Consider the following 19,352-nt stretch of genomic DNA (forward strand, 5'->3'; position numbering starts at 1 on the left):
TTACTTCATTCTTCTTTTCAGTTAAATTTTTCGGTTTTTTCAGCCAAACCCACTTGCTTTTCAGCCAAACTCCCTTGCTTTTCAGCCAAACTCCCTTGCTTTTCAGCCAAACTTTCGATTTTTCAGCCTATCCCCTATCTATATAACAAAAAAAGAGTTATTGGAAAAGTAAATTTCCTTCTCCAATAACTCTTTTTTTGAAACCACTTAAAAATAAAGTTTATGCACGTACTTTCATCACGGAACAGTCGTCACAATGGATCATGTTTTTGATTAGTTCTTTGTTCTTTTCTTCAAATAGTTCATTATGTGATGACACCATAGCACTATTGCTTGCTTCCGGTTGGATATATAATTTGGCTTTATTGACTGCATTTGCTGCGTCTTGGAAAGCCCCTGCTATTAAATGGACTTTTCCTTCATGCTTTAGGATATCTCCAGCAGCAAAAATTCCTGGTACAGATGTTTCACTATTAACATTGCCTGCTATGTAAAAATCTTCAAGCATGTCAATTTTTAATTTACTATTTTTTAATAGAGAAGAATCCATTTCATAGCCATGGTTAATAACCACTTCATCTACCTTTAGAGTAGTTACTTCTTCTGATTGTGTATTTGTTAATTCAACTGAATCAATACGATTATGATTTTCGTTAGCAATCAGTTTCGTAATAGATGTATGGAATAAACACTCTACATTGCTTTCTAACAATTCTCTCGCTTTCGCCTCGTGACCTGCAAGTGTATCCTTTCGACATGTTAAATACACTTTCTTTGCTATCGGCTCCAGTTCAAGTGCCCAATCAACAGCTGAGTTTCCGCCACCAGAAAGAACAACCACTTTGTCTCTAAAGTGCATTAAAGATTTCACCGTATAGTTTAAGTTTGACACTTCAAACCGTTCGGCACCTTCTATTTTTAATTTTTGTGGAGTGACTATTCCGCTTCCTACTGCAACGATAACTGTTTTGGAATAATGGATTTCTCCTGAATCTGTTTCTAATAGGAAAATGCCTTCCTCATTTTTAGAAATAGAATGAATCTTCGTATTTGTTACTACTTCAGGCTTAAAGGTCAAGCCTTGCTGTACAAGCTGCTCTCTTAACCTTTCACCTGGCATTGGAGTGATGCCGCCAACATCCCAGATCATTTTCTCTGGATATAAATGCAGCTTTCCGCCTAACTGTGGTAGAAACTCAATAATTTTTGTCTTCATTTCTCTTAATCCACTATAAAAAGCAGAATACAGTCCTGCCGGTCCGCCGCCAATTATCGTCACATCGAATAGTTCTATATGATCCATTAACCTGCTCACTCCTATTTTGAAATTTTAGTACTATTTATATATGATTAAATCTTTTTCTTTATTAGTTAAATTGATTATCATTCTCATTTACATACTACCTTTTTTTTAGAATTTTTTCAATCCTATAAAGAAAACTTTTAATGAACTGTTTGTGAATAGATGTTGTTCTACTACAAATAGAGATCATACGTTCCTTTTTTCTCAATTAAAGGATAGAATCAAGAGTTATTTAGTGAATTAGGCAGTATTTATAAGCATACAGCCTATTTAATTTAATCAGAAAAAACTTTATGAACGATACAAACTGTATATGCTTTATTTTCACGTTTGCGCTATCTATTACTTGTTTTATATAATAAGGGTAACTCTACAGGAGAAGGATATGGATAAGTCCCATTACCATACTGGGAGTAATACAAGCAAGTAATACTAAATAAAAAACTATATTACCCAAAGAACCACTATAAGTATTGCCATAATACTCGCTTAATTCCTACTATTCCTCTATAAATAATCAAATTTTAATTTTCTATTTCTTATTATTTATCCATATTCTGAAAATCTCCAAGATAAACCTTTTAAGGAGAAGTGATTCATGCATAAGATCGAAGTCAAAAATCTCACAAAGATATTTGGAGGCAACCCCAAAGAAGGGCTTAAAAGACTCCAAGCAGGCGAAGAAAAAACGAAAATACTGAAAGAAACTGGGATGACAATTGGAGTCGATAGTGCTTCTTTTCATGTAAAACAAGGAGAGTTCTTTGTCATTATGGGTTTATCCGGGAGTGGAAAATCTACACTTATTCGTCTAATCAATCGACTTATCGAGCCAACTTCTGGTGAAGTCCTAATAGATGGAAAAAACATTACCACCATGAACAAAAAGGAGCTTATAGAAACCCGTCGGAAAAAACTTAGTATGGTTTTTCAGAATTTTGCGTTATTTCCAAATCGCACCGTACAGGAAAATGTAGAATACGGATTAGAAATTCAAGGCCATCCTAAGAAGGAGCGTGCAGAAAAGGCTATTAAAGCAATTCATGATGTTGGTCTTAAAGGCTATGAAGCCAGTTTCCCTAATCAGCTAAGTGGGGGTATGCAACAACGTGTAGGTCTAGCTAGAGCATTAGCAAATGATAGCGATATCCTTTTAATGGATGAAGCCTTTAGCGCTTTGGATCCACTAATTCGTAAAGAAATGCAGGATGAACTCATTCGTTTACAAAACAAGCTAGGGAAAACTATTATTTTCATCACCCACGACCTAGACGAAGCACTCAAGCTAGGTGATCGAATTGCCATTATGAAAAATGGCTCCATTGTACAATTAGGTACAGCTGAAGAAATTTTAGAAAATCCAGCGAATGATTATGTATCTACCTTTGTAGAAGATGTCGATCGTTCCAAAGTTTTAGTTGCTGGACAAATTATGAAGCAGCCAGATCTTATTACTACGTGGAAGGATGGACCTAGGGTAGCAGTAAGAAAAATGGAAGAAGCTGGTCTATCAAGTATTTTTGTAGTAGATAAGGATAAGCAATTAAAAGGTATCCTTACTATTGATGCTGCCATCAATGCGTACAAAGAAAATAAATGGGTGGAGGATGTATTAGAGCATGATTTCCATTCCACCACATACGACACTCCATTAAATGACTTAATTGGAGTTGCAGCAGAATCAAAATTTCCTATTGCAGTTACAGAAAATAATAGATTACTAGGAATCATCGTACGAGTCTCTATATTGTCTGGACTTATTCTCGGAAAAGAACAAAAGGAGGCTATCATATGAATTATTTCTTCTTTCCACTAGAAGATTGGACAAATCAATTTGTAGACAATTGGCTACTGCCAGTTTTAGGTGACTTTTTTAACTCTTTTAGCGGAGTGTTAAGCATATTTATAAATGCTGTCACTAATTTATTTACTTTTATTCCTGCTGAAGTAATAGCAATCCTATTAGCGCTTTTAGCTTGGCGTCTTGCTGGAAGAGGAATCGCTATTTTTACGATTATTGGATCTCTTTACTTAGGTTCCGTTGGCTTATGGACAGGTGCGATGCAAACTCTATCGATTGTTATCGTTGCAACCTTTTTCTCCATCGTTGTTGGGGTTCCTTTAGGTATATTTACAGCAAAAAATCGAACATTGGATCATATTGTTCGACCACTTCTCGATTTCATGCAAACATTACCAAGCTTTGTTTATTTAATCCCTGCTATTCTACTCTTTGGTTTAGGAGAAGTTCCAGCAGTTATCTCTACTTTCGTTTTTGCTACTCCACCAGCAGTACGCATGACGAGCTTAGCAATCAAACAAGTACCAGCTGATATCGTAGAAGCTGCTAAAGCTTTCGGTTCTACGTCTTGGCAATTACTTGTAAAAGTTCAGCTACCGAATGCCATACCAACCATTATGGCAGGTATTAACCAGACCATTATGCTGGCATTATCAATGGCTGTTATCGCTTCGATGATTGGTTCACCAGGTTTAGGTAGTACTGTTTTATCAGGTATCTCTAGTGTAAATGTTGGATTAGGTCTTACTGGTGGATTAGGTATTGTTGTCCTAGCTATCATACTTGATCGAATCACACAAGGTTTAGGAAAAAAAGCGTAAAACAAGAATCAACTAAAATTAACAGAAGAAAGGAAGTATACAAATTTTATGAAAAAATTAAAACTTAGCTTTTTAATGTTATTACTATTTACTCTTTTAATTGGCTGTTCCTCTCAAGGCAAAGATTCAGGAGGAAATGAATCAAGTAATAAAGAAACTATTACATTCGGTGTTACCCCTTGGACCAGTACCATTCCTCCAACAAAAGTTGCCAAGCTTTTATTAGAAGATATGGGCTATACAGTAGCGGAGAAAAACGCAGATGCTGGCGGCGTTTATACTGGTCTTTCACGTGGCGATTTAGATGTATTTATGGATGCTTGGCTACCTGATATGCATGCAAATTATATGGATAGATATAGCAATCAATTGGAAGATTTAGCAGTTAGCTATACAGAAGGAGAACTTGGTTGGGTTATTCCTTCTGATGTGGAAGGTATTGACAGCATTGAAGATCTAAAAGGAAAAGAAGATCTCTTTGGCGGAAAAGTGTACGGAATTGAAGAAGGAGCAGGAATGACTGTTACTTCTAAAGAAATGATTGAAGAATATGGATTAGATTTAGAATATGTTGCGTCTAGTGAAGGTGGAATGCTAGCACAAGCTTCTAAGCTTATGAAAAGTGGCGATCCTGTTATTTTCCTAGGCTGGCGTCCACATCCAATGTTTGTTAATTACGATATAAAAGTATTAGAAGATCCAAAAGGTTTCTTTAAAACTTCAGAAGTTCATGTAGTGGTAAATAATGGTCTGAAAGAAAAAGCACCTGAAGTTCATGAATTTTTAAGTAACTGGAGCATGCCTGTTGAAGACATTGAAGAAATGATTGTTAAGATTGAAGATGGTGCTGATGAAGAAGAAGTGGCACAGGAATGGATTGATAATAATCAAGATAAAGTCGATGCTATGTTAGGGAAATAATCAAAAAACGGATACCTTAAGGGTGTCCGTTTTTTGATTTAATTAATCTTCTTACTTCACCTATTAGGACGGTTTAATAACTATCTAATCCCTCATATCGGAAGTAAGCAAAGTCGGCGTGGGAGGCTGCTTTTTTATCCATATCGTGGACACCTATACCAATGAAATTACCTGTAAAACCTCCTGCTAAAAACAACAGGTCTTGACTGGTTCCTATTTCTTGCCAATCTTCCTCTTGGTCTGACCGGAAATAGAAATTTCCTATTGCACCATCACCAATCACTTTTAAATATACTTCTTTTGTCGTAATAGGAATGATTATTGGGTCTAATAGAAACACTCCTTGTTCACATCGCATAAACCGGATAACACGGCCTTGTGCCTCATCATAGGTTATGTAGGCATATAGATAATTTGTATCGTTTAGATAAAGCATGAGTCCAGCCATTTGATTATAGGTAACAGGATGAAATTCTACCTTTGTTTCTGCATGAAAGTGAAAGTCCTTTTGACGGATTGCTACTAGATGATGCTCGAAAAGAGACTGAATGGAATCACCAGAAAACATGCGTAGATAGCCTTTTCTACTTGTTAAATCACACCAAGATTCATCTGCTAAAATTCGTAAAGTGTTCCACTCTTTTTTTAATGGTCCTGTAAAGTCATCTTCAAAATCAGTATCCTTATTAAGAACTACTGGTTCCTCTGTTATAATTTCTGTTAACAAGCTAGGACCGTTTTCCTCTGTTGCCAGTCTTAGCCAGCCATCCTTTGTCCAATAGACCTCTTCTATTGCTGTTTCTCTTCCTAGAATGGCCGCCCTTTTTTGCAAGGGGCGAGTTGCTAAATATACCATATACCAATTTCCAAGCGGAGTTTGCACGATACTTCCATGGCCTGAGCATTGAAGGAGTGACTCTGGTTTATCACTGGCAGTAAGCATTGGATTTTTCGGGTCTAATTCATATGGACCTATTATTTCTTTTGAACGGCAAACCGTAACAGAATGACCTTTTCCAGTCCCTCCCTCTGCCGTTATTAAATAGTAGTATTCCCCATAGCGATAGAGATGGGGCGCTTCTGTTTTAGCTAATTCTGTGCCATCAAAAATTTTAAACACAGGACCAATTAACGCTTTTTTTGTTGGATCCAATTCTTGCATCACAATACCAGCCGACTTATTTCCAGTTGTCATGCGATAATCCCATATCTCATTTAGCAGCCACTTGCGTCCATCCTTATCATGAAACAAAGATGGATCAAAACCACTGCTATTTAAATAAACAGGTTCTGACCAAGGTCCATTTATCGTAGGGGCAGTAATCAAATAGTTATGAGAGTCCTTAAATGGCCTTCTCGTACTTTTTACATCTGTATATATTAGATAGAATATCCCATCTGAGTAGCTAATTTGCGGAGCCCATATACTACCATTTTGAGGGTTACCTCTTAAATTCACTTGGTTGGTTAGTATATCTGTTTCATGCTCCCAATTCACTAGATTGTTAGATTTATAAATACGAATACCTGGTAACCATTCAAAGGAAGATACAGCTATATAATATGTATCTCCTACTCTTATTATATTTGGATCTGGATTAAACCCTCTCAATATCGGATTTTTAATAGGAGTTCGATACATAATTTTCTCCTTTCTTTGTAGAACTATCTACTTTTCTAAATAAGCATAAAGCTGCTGCTAGAAAAAAAAGAAACGCAATGGGAAAGGCAATAAATTGGGTACCAATTAAGGTTGTGAGTCCAGCAAACAGATAGAGTATAGCCGCCCACTGTGGAAAGCGTTCTTTCCAAATTAAAGCGGTTGCAAACACTACAAAAATTAGTACAAGCAACAGAGCAATCCCAAACCATATCGCCAAAGCTTTCATTGCTTCCAAGCTATCATTTATATGACTGATAGAAATACCCTCTTGAAGAATCGGAAATACCGTTTCTTTATAGGTCTCTTCATCCATGGAGGTTATTGTTAAAGAAAACCCTCCTAGAAAGATGACACAGAACGTAACCCCTACCACGCCAATCATGACTTCCCATTTTCGCTTCAAGTTCTTTTCTCCCCTTCCTGCTTGCTTTCTATCTGAATCCAATCTGGCTTTTTTATCCTATCCTTTTGTTCATAAACATTGTCTATTTCCTTGTATGCTGCTGTTTTTCGATTTTCCTTCCTACCCCAATCGTCCCATCTATCCGGATGAATATGTGAACCCATTCTACATTGAGAAAAGGTAACCCTCGCATAAGGTCTCCAAGGTCTGCCTAAATAAACTTTCTCTACATTAGATTCTGCAGTTAAATAGCAAGCTGAAAAGAATAATCCCTTTTGTCCTTCTGGTGTACTTGCTGCCGTTATATACCCTGGCTCATCATTTTGCCGTTTAAGTGATTTCAACTCACAGTTTTCAAACAGCCCCTCTCCGCCTCCAAAGATAAAGTCCACTGTCCCTTCTATATAACAATGAAGAAACGCTATTCGCTTATTTGGATATTCCCACTTAATCTTAGGAGTTAAAAACGGTGAGCCATCCTTTTGCACAGCAGGTAAAGGACCAAGGCAAATAGTATCTTGATACCCTTTCAAGACACAATTTTTAAGGACTATTCCATCTCCCTCACTGTATAGTGCCACTGCCTGCCCTACCGTTTCACCAGGCCCAGCATTATTTATAATTTCCACATTTTCTATCCATATATTTTCTGCATTAATAAAAACGGTTGCTGTTTGAAAGGTTCCTATCTCTCGTCCAGCTACATCTAATTGACGAGCATATTTATTTCCAATAATTCGGACAGTCCCAATCCCAATAAACTTCCGATTCGATTGATAGAGCAAGATATTTTCCTCATAATCTCCATTTAATAGCAAGAATGTTACAGGCTCTACCATACTTGAACAATAATTAATGGCCTCTTGGACACTAGAAAAATCACAAATTTTGCTCTTTCCAATGACAAACTGCTGCGGCTTTTTCACAAATACTTCTGCAGGAAGTTTTCCCATCGTTTCCTCATTTCCTTTGTCTCTTGGTGACCACCTGTTAAAATGCGCCCTTCCCAATGATCCTTTGCATGATACGATTCATAAATAGTACCCAATTGTTCTTCAAGTAGAATCGCTCCTTCTAGTGGACACATTCCGTCGTCCTTTCCAGTTAAGCTAAGGCGGTATCTTGGTGCGATTAATGATTGCACCGATAAAGTGGAGAATTGCTTTAAAAATCCTGGCACGTAATAATAGTAGCCATGATGATCCAGGCCACGTTTTTGCTTTAATGTTTCAATGTGTACCTGTGCTGCAATATCTACTGTTACTTTAATTCGTTCATCTAGTGCGGCAAGCCACCAGCTCATTAAGCCGCCCATTGACATTCCAAATGTAGCTAGTCTGGACTTATCTACATCTGGGCGCTTTACAAGATAATCTAGGAAGGACATATTATCAAAAATCCGCATGCCCCAAAGCGTCCTTCCTTCTAAAAGCATCTCTTTCACCAATTCACTTTCTAATTTCCCTTTTCTTTCATTAAATCCCCACATATCAATGGAACCAACAGCAAAACCTAAATCCGTTATTGCCTCAACAAAGGGAGGGGATTGTAAGTAGCTGCTGCTTTCTAGCAATTCCTCTTTTCCCTGATCAAAGTTCCCTCCATGAGAGTGGTTAAAGATAACGGTCGCTAGTGGCTCTGTCTGATTGATAGGCTTGGCAAAATAGGCAGGGACAGACTCTTCCTCATTTAGCTGCAGAATAAGACTTTCCAATATATAGTTCTTTCTTTTTTCCGTCTTAATTAATTGAGCTGTAATTTTTTTTGACTTTGGGTATTCACCTAATAGTTCTATTAGCTTTTGACGTATCTCCCTCACTTTACGCCTTCACTTCCTTAATAAGCGCTTCTTCCTTCTTTGTATTTTTTGATTTACAATAGATTACCTCTATATCCTCACAATTTTCCAGATAAAAAGCTGGCCCATCATGATTTTCAATCGTAATCCGATTAAATAGTACATCTTTTGCAAAGCCAACATAGAAGCCGCGATTATTCATATCCTCTATTCCAGCCATCATTGCTGGTTTTCCAGGTATCGCATTCTCTGCCAGGGAGATATCAATATGATTAAAGGTAAGCTCTGAGACATATTGCTCAACAAGACCATAGATAAATCCAGCTGAGGCATGAACATTCCGAGCCGTAATATTAGCAAAATGGATACGTCTAAACATTGGTGTATCAACTGTTACAGGGTACGGATTTTTATCCCAAACATATTTGTCCTTCCCCTTTGGTCCACAGAAGTAATAAAGGTTTAAAATGAATGGGCAAATAACTCCTTCCATCACAATATTATCTACACGAATATCTTCTATCACACCGCCGCGCCCTCTTCTCGATTTCAACCGAATACCTCGGTCTGTATCCTGAAATACGCAATTATTAATCGTTACATTCCGGATATCGCCACTCATTTCACTTCCAAGCACAACTCCCCCATGTCCATGAACCATTGTACAATTTGTAATCGTAATATTTTCACAGGCTACTCGCTCGACAGTATCTTCGGTTCCTGCTTTAATGGCAATACAATCATCCCCGACATCGATATGACAATTGCTGATTCTCACATTGGAACACGATTCTGGGTCAATTCCATCTGTATTGGGGAGTCTTTTGGATTCATAATGGTAAGATTATCTATTGTTATGTTTTGAGAACAAATCGGATTAACTGTCCAGCTCGGAGAATTAATTAAGGTTATATCTTTAATCGTAATATTTTCACATCCATCTAAACTAATTAGCTTCGGTCTAGGATAAGCAAGCTTCTCGCGTTCTTTACGGAAAAGATGCCACCATTTTTCCCCATTACCATTGATTGTTCCGAACCCTGTAATGGAAAGGTTGCGACTGTTCTCCGCGTATAAACAAGAAGCATAGACCTCTCTAGCTACTCCCTCCCACCTAGATGTGACAACGAAATAATCCTTTTGGTCATCTGAGAAGATTAATTCTGCTCCTGCTGTCAAATGGAGTTCCAAATTATCTTTTAATAATAGGGCTCCTGTCAGGAATTCGCCTGGCGGAATAATGACTTTTCCTCCGCCATTTTCATATGCTGTATCTATTGCTTTCTGAATAGAAGCTGTACATAGACTTCCGTCACTTTTCGCACCAAATTCGGTGATGATGTAATCATTCATTTTACAATCTCCTTATTTGTTTATTACTTCCTCCACTTCTACTAAAGCCTGCAAAAATGCGCCTAAACCCTTTTGGTCATTACAGATGACTGGTTCACTAATGTAATAAGTGTAAGTCCCATCTCGTTTGTCAGCTCCTCCAAGTCCTGCTACCTGACAGTTTTTATTTAAATTAACCCAGCCTTCTTTTGTCAGCAAAACAAATTCCTCTAATAGGCCTTGATAACCTTTCTTTAATGGCTCTATCCATTCTTCCTTATTAAGAAGTCCTAAACGAATTCCTTTTGCCATCGCACAAACGTACATACTGCTTGCAGATGCCTCTAAATAGTTTCCTTTTTCCCCTTGCTTATCAACGACCTGATACCATACATCGCTTTTCTCATCTTGATATTTCAATAAAGCCCTTAACGTGTCTGCTAATATTTTCTCTAAAAAAGAACGATCTGGTGTATCTTCCGGGATAATTTCTAATGTATCCACTAGCGCTACCACATACCAACCTATTGCTCTTCCCCAAAAATTCTCCGATAAACCAGTCTCTTTATTCGCCCACGGTTGCACCTTTTTTTCATCCCAAGCATGGTAAAGAAGCCCTGTCTTATCATCTACTAAATGATGATAGCTTACTTTAAATTGATGAAGGATATCATCAAGACCCTTTCCATCTTCGTATTCCATTTGATATTGTGCATAAAATGGTGCTCCCATGTATAATCCATCTGCCCAGATTTGGTATGGATAAATTTGTTTATGCCAAAAGACACCTTCAGAAGTTCTTGGGTGTTTTTCTAATTGAGACTTCAACAAATCAGCGGCTTTCCGATATTTATCTTCGCCTGTATCTTTAAATAGCTGAAATAATATTTTACCGTTATTTATATGGTCGATATTAAATTCGGATACCTCGTAGCCCTTTATTGATCCATCTTCTTGGATAAAATGGTCCATATTTCTCTTTATAAATTGAAAGTATTTTTCGTTTCCTGTTCGTTTCCAAAGGCTTTCAAATCCTCTAAGAACAACTCCATAATCATAGGACCATTTTTCGTTGTAGCCTTTATCTTCATATAAGCGCGGAAGTCTTTCCATGATGGAAAGAGCCGTTCTAGCTGACCAACTCATTTCTGCCATTTTTTTATTCCTCCATTTTATGTGGATTTTTTATTACTCTAGTTTTTTACTTACTCGCTAATATTTTTCAAGGTGAGCCTCTAGCCAAGATCTGCTTTCTTCTCACCTCATTTTTTAATATGTTTTATTTATTACAGCATTATTTCGTTTGCTCATATGCTGCTTTGTACTCTTCTTTAATCGTATTACCGCCAGAATCTTGCCATGTTTTAACTGCTTTTTTGAAACCATCTAAATCAATTTCCCCTAATATATACTGATAAGTAGCGTCTGTAATAAGCTTTTGCAATTCCGATCCCTGCGATGTATTCGTAGGTGATTCTAATGAATATGCAGGATTCAATACTGCATAGTTCTCATTTTCTGCGATCATCTCATCAGCCAAGGCTTTTATAGGATTGGGATCCTTTAACCCATACCCTGATTCCTTTGGTCTGGATGCTGCGAATGGCTGAACTTCCTGTGTCCATAAGTCTTGATTAATAATTTCATAGGCTCCATCATCTGTTAGCTTATAATGTACATCCTCAATTCCATAGGTCATCAAGGTGTATATTTCAGGATCCAATAAATCATTAACAAACTTGAGAACTCGCTTTAATTCCGCTTCGTCTTTTACTTCTGAACGAGGGAATGCTAATAATCCGCCAATTCCATTGTTTGCAGCCCAGATAGCACGCTCTGGATTAGAATCAGAAACCATATCATTTACTAATGCCAATTCCATATTATCTTGAATACCAGTTGCCATTGTTTGCAGGTTTTTCGCGTCAAAAAGTGCGCCAATATAAATTCCTGCTTTTCCTTGTGCAAAGCTTTGCTGTTGATCTGTTTTTGCTGTAACTGCAAAGTCTTTGTTTATCCAGTCATTATCATAAAGCTCTTTCATATAGTCCATTGTTTCGATATAGCCTTCTGTTTCAAATTCAGGAATAAAGTTTCCGCTATCATCACGATCCCAAATATTCGGTGTTCCATAGTAAGAGCTCAATGTTTTAAATGCACCGTATATTAAATCGCTTCGATCAGCAAACCCCGTTGTATCATTTTTCCCATTACCATCTGGATCATCTTCTGTAAACGCTTTCGAAATTTCCATTAATTCTTCTACTGTTTTCGGCAATTCCAAACCTAAGTTATCAAGCCAATCTTTACGTAAAACAACACCATTTCGCGCTAAATCCTTCTGAAATGGAACTCCATAAAGTTTCCCTTCAATAGATGCAGAAACACGTACATCTTCTGAAATTGCTTTCAGATTTGGAAATTCATCTAAGTAGTCTTCTACATTCCAAAACATTCCTGATTTTAACGCATTACGCACGGAAGAGTTTTCCATAATAGTTAGTGTAACAATGTCAGCCAATGAGTCAGAAGCTAAAGCTGTATTAATTCTTTCTTCCTTAGAAGCATCAGGAATCCAAGAAAATTTAATTTCCGTATTTGTTTTTTCTTCAATTTTATCTAATACAGTATCTGTTGGTGGAGAGGCTGTGTGTAAAATATTTAACCAAGTAATTTCCGCTTTACTATTTTCATCATATGTTCCAGATGATTGCTCCTTTTCCCCACTGCATCCCGCCAATAATAGCATACCTGCAAAACTAACGCTGGCTAACTTTGATAGTTTTTTCATTTATACGCTCCTTTGTAATTTGATATAAAGTTGTATCTTCTACTACTTCTGTATTTTGTAATTCCATTCTCGTAAACACTTGATTTGCAGTCCAAGTAATCACATAAAATAGGAAACTAACACCAAAGAAAGTGAGAATTCCAGGGAAAAATGTAATCGCGGTCCAATAAGTAGCACCAATTACTACAAACAACAACAAAGAATACTGTAAGTAAGAGAAACCAAAGATAAAGGACATTTTCATTCGAAAGAATATTCCCTTCCAATTATAATGAGCCATTAGTGGAAAGATATAAACGGCTGAAAGAAAGTAAAGAAGGGAAATAATCACAAAGAATACTTTCAAATACCAATTTGACACATATAGTAAGTCAATCACTAATACACAACCGATTAGTGCATAGATCCAGCTTATAACCACGGATTCCTTAAAGGACTCTTTATAGTACTTCCAATAAGAAGAAAAAATAGGGATACTAGTATTTCCTCTTATCCACTGTCGCATAATGCTTACTAGAGCATAGGTTGAGGGACCAGCACCAAATATTCCTAGACCAAATATAGTAAAGAGCCACCAGAGGAAATTGATATATACCAGTTTTAATATCGTCGTAAAAATCTGATTTACTTTTTCCACTGATTTTAACATCGTATCCCTCCCTTTCTAAATCCTAATAAACGCCATCCTCTCCAAACTTTTTGGCCAATTTATTCGCCAGCATAACTAACACTAAGCCGACTATTCCCTTAAATAAACCAACAGCTGTACTAAAGCTTAGCTGCCCATTCTTTAAACCTGCCGTATAAATATACGTATCAAATATTTCTGCAACACTTCTATTTAATGAATTTAATAATAGATACATATGTTCAAATCCTAAATCTAAAGTACTGCCGATTTTTAAAATAAGCAAAGTAATAATTACCGGACGGATTGCCGGTAGTGTTACATGCCATGTTTTTCTTAATCTACCTGCCCCATCCATTTCAGCTGCTTCATATAATTGCGTGTCAACAGCGGTAATGGCAGCAATATAAATGATAGTTGACCAGCCAAGTTCTTTCCATATTACTTGTGCAATATAAACCGTCCTCGTCCAATCAGGCGATGTTAAGAAACTAACTTTCTCCAATCCTATAACCGCCAACATTTCGTTAATTAAGCCTCCATCTACATTTAAAAAGACATATGTAATGGAAACGATAATTACCCAGGACATAAAGTGAGGAATATAAATTAATGTCTGTACGCTCGATTTAAAGTATTTGTTTTTTACTTCATTTAACATGAGCGCTAAAATGATTGGCATTGGAAAAAAAATAAAAATATTTAAGGCAAACAGGATTAATGTATTGCTTAAAAGCATAAAAAAGGTAGGTTCTGTGAATAAGCGGATAAAATGCTTCAATCCTACCCAAGGACTCCCCATAATTCCTAAAAAAGGCTGATAATCTTGAAAGGCAACGATCAATCCGCCCATTGGCAAATACTTAAAGAGTATAAAATAGAGAAAACCAGGGAAGATCATTAAATAAAGTATTTTGTTTTTTTTGACATCCGCCCAAGTCTTCTGTCTTCTAATCTTTTTTTGTTGTTTCGTATTTAACTCAGGAACTGGATGATCACTAGGCTTAATAATACTTTCCATTATTTACCCCCTTACTTTGTGTGTGTATTGAAATTCTTACCTTAAGCATATTGAAAAAGTGAAATTACGTATATAATCATTATTTGATAACGCTTACAAACTTACACTTCATCAGCCTTTTTCTCCTTTTAACCCAATGTAATGATAACTGGATAGGCAAAATGATTATCTATCTCTCTAATGCAATAGAGCACAAAAAAGTAAGCGTTTTCTATTTCTGAGATACTGATTATATACGAAATGAAACTCCAATGATAAGGTGATTTTATAGTTATATACTTTAACAGGTTTTAATAGAGCTTCTAGTAAAAGGAATGTTACTTAAGCAAGGAAAATATTTGGAACTACCAAGCTAGAAGCTCCTGCACAGGTTATTAAATAATAAGGAGGATCTTTATGGAGAAAACACAAAAAAATAGGAAAATCACAAAAGGAGGACGGGCTTTTTCTATTATTAACGGAACTATTTTGGTCATAATCGCCTTAATTTGTTTTCTACCCTTCGTCAATGTTATAGCTAGCTCTTTTGCTTCCACACAGGAAGTAGTAGCCCGAAGGTTTATTTTAATTCCGCGAACCTTTTCATTAGATGCCTATCGTTATATTCTTTCGACTCCGACCATCTTCAAATCATTAGCTGTATCTATTGGGGTGACTGGGATTGGCACACTAGTAAGTATGGTCTTAACATCCTTAATGGCTTATGGATTATCTCGTAAATATCTGAAAGGCAGAGGGTTTCTTAACTTTCTTGTTGTTTTCTCCATGCTATTTAGCGGTGGAATGATTCCTACATTCTTAGTAGTGAAGGCCCTTGGCTTAATTGATTCTTACTGGTCATTGATTTTACCTGTAGCAATTAATGCATTTAACTTAATCATTATGAGAAACTTTTTCCAAGCCTTGCCTGATAGTTTAGAAGAATCGGCTAAAATGGATGGTTGCACCGATTTAGGAGTGTTTTGGAAGATCATGCTGCCTTTAGCGTTGCCATCTATCGCAACTATTTCCTTATTCTACGCTGTTACTTATTGGAATACGTATATGACTGCTATTCTATATATTAACGACTCCACAAAGTGGCCTATTCAAGTTTTACTGCGTCAAATTGTTATTGTATCCAGTGGGATGCAAGCAGAGGGTTCGTCTGTTGATGTGATTCCGCCTGCTCAAACGATTAAGATGGCAGTAATTGTTATTGCGACAGTGCCAATGCTTATTGCTTACCCATTTGTTCAAAAGTATTTTGTGAAAGGAGCATTGGTTGGATCTGTGAAGGGATAATCTTCATGGAAAAAAGCGTGTAAGTTTACTCAAATAAACTTACACGCTTTTTTTTGTTAACTAACGTATTTTTTTCGATAGTCTCCTGGAGTCATTCCTACTTTTTTCTTGAAAAAGCGGATGAAGTTTTGAGAATTTCGATACTGTAATTTTTCGGCAATTTCTTTGATTGGCATATTGGTTTCTTGGAGCAACGATTTTGCTTTTTGTAGTCGAAATCCCATTAGATAATCAACAAAGTTTTCTCCATATTCTTTCTTAAAGACACTACTTAAGTAATTAGGATTATAGTGAAGGCGGTCAGCAATGATGTCTAGTGAAATCTCTTGATCATACTCTGTTTGAATAATTTGTACAATTTTATCGGACAAAGATCGAAATTCTCTATCTGTCTTATCCTGTGTGCTTCTAATGATCGGCGTAATAAGGTGTTCGATTAGCATTTGCTTGATGCGACCAGGATAAAATGCGTTAATCGCCTCATAGTATAGCGGCTTTATACTATCAAAAATTTTCGCCTCCGCTCCTAAAAGCTGGCCCAATTGAATGATTTCATTAATCAATCGAATAAGCGTTACCTCTAAGCTAACTGGGTTTTTATTAAGCCGGAAGATTTCATCAATTAATGCCTCTACGGTCTCCTTCACTTCCTCCTCATTACCTCGACGGATCGTATTTAATAGCTCATTTTGTAGTTCAACTGGATATTTAGAAATGGATGCATCATTTAGAAGGGGTGCGATGTCATCATAAAAAATAATTGATGCTGGACCAACGTTTACACGATAGTGTAACGCCTCCTTTGCTAAATCGACTGCTTTTTTACTATTAATTAAAGCTTTATAAACAGGACTTATCCCTATGCTGATAGTGATATTTAAGTATTCCTTTGCCGCTGACTGAATATCCTCAAAATACTTCATAATTCTTCGACTTGAGTCATAATCATTTTCATCGGTTATAAATATGGTTGCTTGCATCTCGTCATTTAATACAATTGGTATCAATCGTTCGGTATCAGGAACCATTTCCTCCACAATATTATTTAGCGCCAATAAGTATAAATCTTTATCTACGATTTTATGACTATCCATATTGTCTATTTGTATTAAACCTGTATAAAAATAATCCGTTTCTTTAAAGAAATAACCAAATTGCTTTAATCGATGCTTTGCTTCATTTGCTGTAATTCTATTTCTAAATAAACTTAAAACAAACAAAGTCTCGAGTTGGGGCTTTTGCATGGTTAGATTAGCCATTAATGTTTCGTTTTGTCCAATAATTTTATCAACGGAATCTGCAACAAGAGATAGCTCATTTTTCTTGCCACTTATATCATGTATAGCTAATTTCTCCTGAATTTTTTGGATAGGCCGTGAAAAAGAGTTGGCGAGTATATAAGAAATGATGCCGACTAATAGTATTAACAAGGTTGACACAATTAATAATCCAATTCTTGTATTATTAATCATGCTAGAGATTTCCTTCGGTTCAATTTGTACTAAATAAATCCAGCGATTATAGTCTGATTTAGCATACACATACTTTTTTCCATCTGCTTCTACTATTTTGACAGCTTCCCCATCTTCTGCTATTTTCTTATAGCTTTCAGAAGACAGTCTCCGTTCTTCTTTTCTGCTTGAATATAATAACTCATTCTTACTATTATAAATTTCTACTAAATTATCTTTTTCATTATCTACAATTTCATCCATGCTGCTTCTTGGTATACTGGAGATACCTAATGCAAACTTATCCCTTTGATAGATTGGCAAAGTCATAATCATCTCAATGCCAGTATCAGTCGGTCGCCAGAACAAGCTTTGATTAGCTTCATTAATATATTCTTCCTTGTATCTCTCTACTTCCTCTTCTTGCAATCCTTTTAAGGAACCATCAATAATCGCCCAATTTTGAGCAAGACTGATTATATTATGCTTGCTTCCTTCTATCCCCATCATTTCTATATAACTTAGTTCTTTTTTTATATCTCTGTATGTATCAAAATCTTTGCCAGATAACGGCTTTTTAAATATTGTCTCAAAATTGGAGGTTGAGCTATATGCCGTGTATCCATATTCAATGGTTCGTACCTTTTGCTCTAAATTATTAAGAATCTGTTTCGTGTAGTTCTGTTTGTCTTTAAGAAATTCCTCTTCTACGGAGTGATAGGTAGAATTATAGATAAATACACTAAAGCCAACTACAATACCAATCCCTAATAAGAAAAAGGGAAAAAACAATTTGTAAAACAACCTTAATTTCCTCAAATTCTCACACTCCTTGACAGATCTCTCTATATATTAGCACACAGTTTCTGAAAGCGTTATCAAATTTCTGTTCTATTTTCTCTTTCTTTACACTTAATAAAGAAAGGGAGCATAATCATATTCATATACAGGAAAAATGATTATTTTCTATTTTTAGGATAATAACATACCTATAATAGCATATATATCTTATCTTTTGCGAGAGCATTTTTTCACGTGTGCATCATCTGACCGATTGACAAATATATAAATCAATTATAAAATGTGAACGTTAACATAATTATCAGGAGGACCTATGGTTACCATAAAAGATATTGCGAAGCTTGCAGGTGTTTCTCACACCACGGTATCTAGAGCACTAAATGATAGTCCCCTAATTAAGCCAGACACCAAGCAGAAAATAAAAAAAATTGCAGAGGATTTACACTATGTACCAAACTTTAATGCTAAAAGTCTCGTAAACCAGAAATCTTATACGATTGGCGTTTTTTTCTCTAGTATTAGCCATGGAACAAGCTCTAGTTTTCTTGTTGACGTGATTAAGGGCGTTAATTCTGTTTTAGACGAAAACTATAGCATTGCTGTGAACGGCATTGATACTCTCGTACATTTCGATAAAATTATTCCGCAACGGTTTGATGGGATTATCGTTCTAAGTCAAAGTGATACAGACAATGCATTTATCTACTATATTCAGCAAGCTGGCATTCCGATGGTTGTATTGAATCGGAGGCTAGATGATCCTACTATTCCTAACGTTTCAGCAAACGATCGACAAGGGGCGGAGAAAGCAGTCGATGAGGCAATTAAGCTTGGTCATAATAGATTAGGATATATCAATGGAAAAAATTCATTCCGCTCTTCAACAGAACGAAAACAAGGCTTCCTCAATAGTTTACTTAAGGCTCATGTAGCAGTAAAACCTGACTATATGGTTGACGGCGACTATAGTATGGAAAGCGGGTTTGCAGAGATGAGTCAGTTACTAAGCCTTCCTGATCCGCCGAGTATCGTATTTTGCGCAAACGATGATATGGCAATTGGAGCATTAAAGGCTTGTTTTTCAAAAAATAAAAAAGTCCCTGATGACATTTCCATCATTGGATTTGACGATATTCCATTTGCCCAATATTCAACACCGGCCTTAACCACCATTCATAAACCCATCGATGAAATCAGTACTATTGGGATGCAAAAATTAATTGCTCTAATCAATGGTGAAGATTTAAAGGAAATCCAGGTTTTAGTAGACACACATTTAGTAAAAAGAGAATCACTTAGTTATCCATCAAAACAGTCATAACTGTTTTGATTTA

15 protein-coding genes and 1 pseudogene are annotated in these 19,352 nt (G+C 36.3%); 5 read left to right on the forward strand and 11 right to left on the reverse strand.

Going from position 1 to position 19,352, the window contains the following annotated elements; genetic code table 11:
- Positions 1 to 220: 220 nt before the first annotated feature.
- Entirely contained in the window at positions 221 to 1,303 is a 1,083-nt protein-coding gene (locus NYE52_RS21380; protein ID WP_341194926.1) for an NAD(P)/FAD-dependent oxidoreductase, read from the reverse strand.
- 598 nt (positions 1,304 to 1,901) lie between these two features.
- On the opposite strand from NYE52_RS21380, the gene NYE52_RS21385 reads away from it, so the two are divergent.
- The 3 genes from NYE52_RS21385 to NYE52_RS21395 are packed head-to-tail and all read left to right on the forward strand — an operon-like array spanning position 1,902 to position 4,846.
- Entirely contained in the window at positions 1,902 to 3,098 is a 1,197-nt protein-coding gene (locus tag NYE52_RS21385; protein ID WP_341194927.1) for a quaternary amine ABC transporter ATP-binding protein, read from the forward strand.
- The gene (locus NYE52_RS21390) at positions 3,095 to 3,925 is read left to right on the forward strand and encodes an ABC transporter permease (protein WP_341194928.1); all 831 of its coding nucleotides are present in this window, start codon (positions 3,095 to 3,097) and stop codon (positions 3,923 to 3,925) included. The genes NYE52_RS21385 and NYE52_RS21390 overlap by 4 nt, the downstream gene beginning before the upstream one ends.
- 48 nt (positions 3,926 to 3,973) lie before the next feature.
- The gene (locus NYE52_RS21395; protein WP_341194929.1) at positions 3,974 to 4,846 is read left to right on the forward strand and encodes a glycine betaine ABC transporter substrate-binding protein; all 873 of its coding nucleotides are present in this window, start codon (positions 3,974 to 3,976) and stop codon (positions 4,844 to 4,846) included.
- Between the two features lie 73 nt (positions 4,847 to 4,919).
- Here NYE52_RS21395 and NYE52_RS21400 read toward each other — a convergent pair whose 3' ends face one another.
- From NYE52_RS21400 to NYE52_RS21440, 9 genes and pseudogenes are all read right to left on the reverse strand, one after another.
- Positions 4,920 to 6,488 carry a glycoside hydrolase family 43 protein gene (locus NYE52_RS21400; RefSeq protein ID WP_341194930.1) on the reverse strand — a complete coding sequence of 523 codons (1,569 nt, stop codon included), beginning with the start codon at positions 6,486 to 6,488 and terminating at the stop codon, positions 4,920 to 4,922.
- Entirely contained in the window at positions 6,469 to 6,912 is a 444-nt protein-coding gene (locus NYE52_RS21405; RefSeq protein WP_341194931.1) for a hypothetical protein, read from the reverse strand. The genes NYE52_RS21400 and NYE52_RS21405 overlap by 20 nt, the downstream gene beginning before the upstream one ends.
- Entirely contained in the window at positions 6,909 to 7,865 is a 957-nt protein-coding gene (locus tag NYE52_RS21410) for a pectinesterase family protein (protein ID WP_341194932.1), read from the reverse strand. The genes NYE52_RS21405 and NYE52_RS21410 overlap by 4 nt, the downstream gene beginning before the upstream one ends.
- Positions 7,835 to 8,731, reverse strand: coding sequence for an alpha/beta hydrolase family protein (locus NYE52_RS21415; protein ID WP_341194933.1), 897 nt, complete (start codon positions 8,729 to 8,731; stop codon positions 7,835 to 7,837). Before NYE52_RS21415 ends, NYE52_RS21410 begins: the two co-directional genes overlap by 31 nt.
- 1 nt (position 8,732) lies before the next feature.
- Positions 8,733 to 10,063: pseudogene (locus NYE52_RS21420) on the reverse strand (glycoside hydrolase family 28 protein).
- A 12-nt stretch (positions 10,064 to 10,075) separates the two neighbouring features.
- On the reverse strand, positions 10,076 to 11,197 hold the full coding sequence (locus tag NYE52_RS21425) for a glycoside hydrolase family 88/105 protein (RefSeq protein ID WP_341194934.1): 1,122 nt from the start codon (positions 11,195 to 11,197) through the stop codon (positions 10,076 to 10,078).
- Positions 11,198 to 11,336: 139 nt separating this feature from the next.
- Positions 11,337 to 12,833: an extracellular solute-binding protein gene (locus NYE52_RS21430; protein WP_341194935.1), complete on the reverse strand. Its 1,497-nt coding sequence runs from the start codon at positions 12,831 to 12,833 to the stop codon at positions 11,337 to 11,339.
- Positions 12,802 to 13,482, reverse strand: a complete 681-nt coding sequence (locus NYE52_RS21435; protein ID WP_341194936.1) for a YesL family protein — start codon at positions 13,480 to 13,482, stop codon at positions 12,802 to 12,804. The genes NYE52_RS21430 and NYE52_RS21435 overlap by 32 nt, the downstream gene beginning before the upstream one ends.
- A 22-nt stretch (positions 13,483 to 13,504) precedes the next feature.
- Positions 13,505 to 14,362, reverse strand: coding sequence for an ABC transporter permease (locus NYE52_RS21440; protein ID WP_341195266.1), 858 nt, complete (start codon positions 14,360 to 14,362; stop codon positions 13,505 to 13,507).
- Between the two features lie 516 nt (positions 14,363 to 14,878).
- Here NYE52_RS21440 and NYE52_RS21445 point away from each other — a divergent pair.
- Positions 14,879 to 15,766, forward strand: a complete 888-nt coding sequence (locus tag NYE52_RS21445) for a carbohydrate ABC transporter permease (protein ID WP_341194937.1) — start codon at positions 14,879 to 14,881, stop codon at positions 15,764 to 15,766.
- 56 nt (positions 15,767 to 15,822) lie between these two features.
- On the opposite strand, the gene NYE52_RS21450 is transcribed toward NYE52_RS21445, so the two are convergent.
- Positions 15,823 to 18,036, reverse strand: a complete 2,214-nt coding sequence (locus tag NYE52_RS21450) for a helix-turn-helix transcriptional regulator (protein ID WP_341194938.1) — start codon at positions 18,034 to 18,036, stop codon at positions 15,823 to 15,825.
- Between the two features lie 295 nt (positions 18,037 to 18,331).
- Between NYE52_RS21450 and NYE52_RS21455 the strand changes: the two genes are divergently transcribed.
- On the forward strand, positions 18,332 to 19,339 hold the full coding sequence (locus tag NYE52_RS21455; protein ID WP_341194939.1) for a LacI family DNA-binding transcriptional regulator: 1,008 nt from the start codon (positions 18,332 to 18,334) through the stop codon (positions 19,337 to 19,339).
- Positions 19,340 to 19,352 lie beyond the last annotated feature (13 nt).

Origin of the sequence: Niallia sp. FSL W8-0635 (assembly GCF_038007965.1) — a bacterium.
GTDB lineage: Bacteria > Bacillota > Bacilli > Bacillales > Cytobacillaceae > Niallia.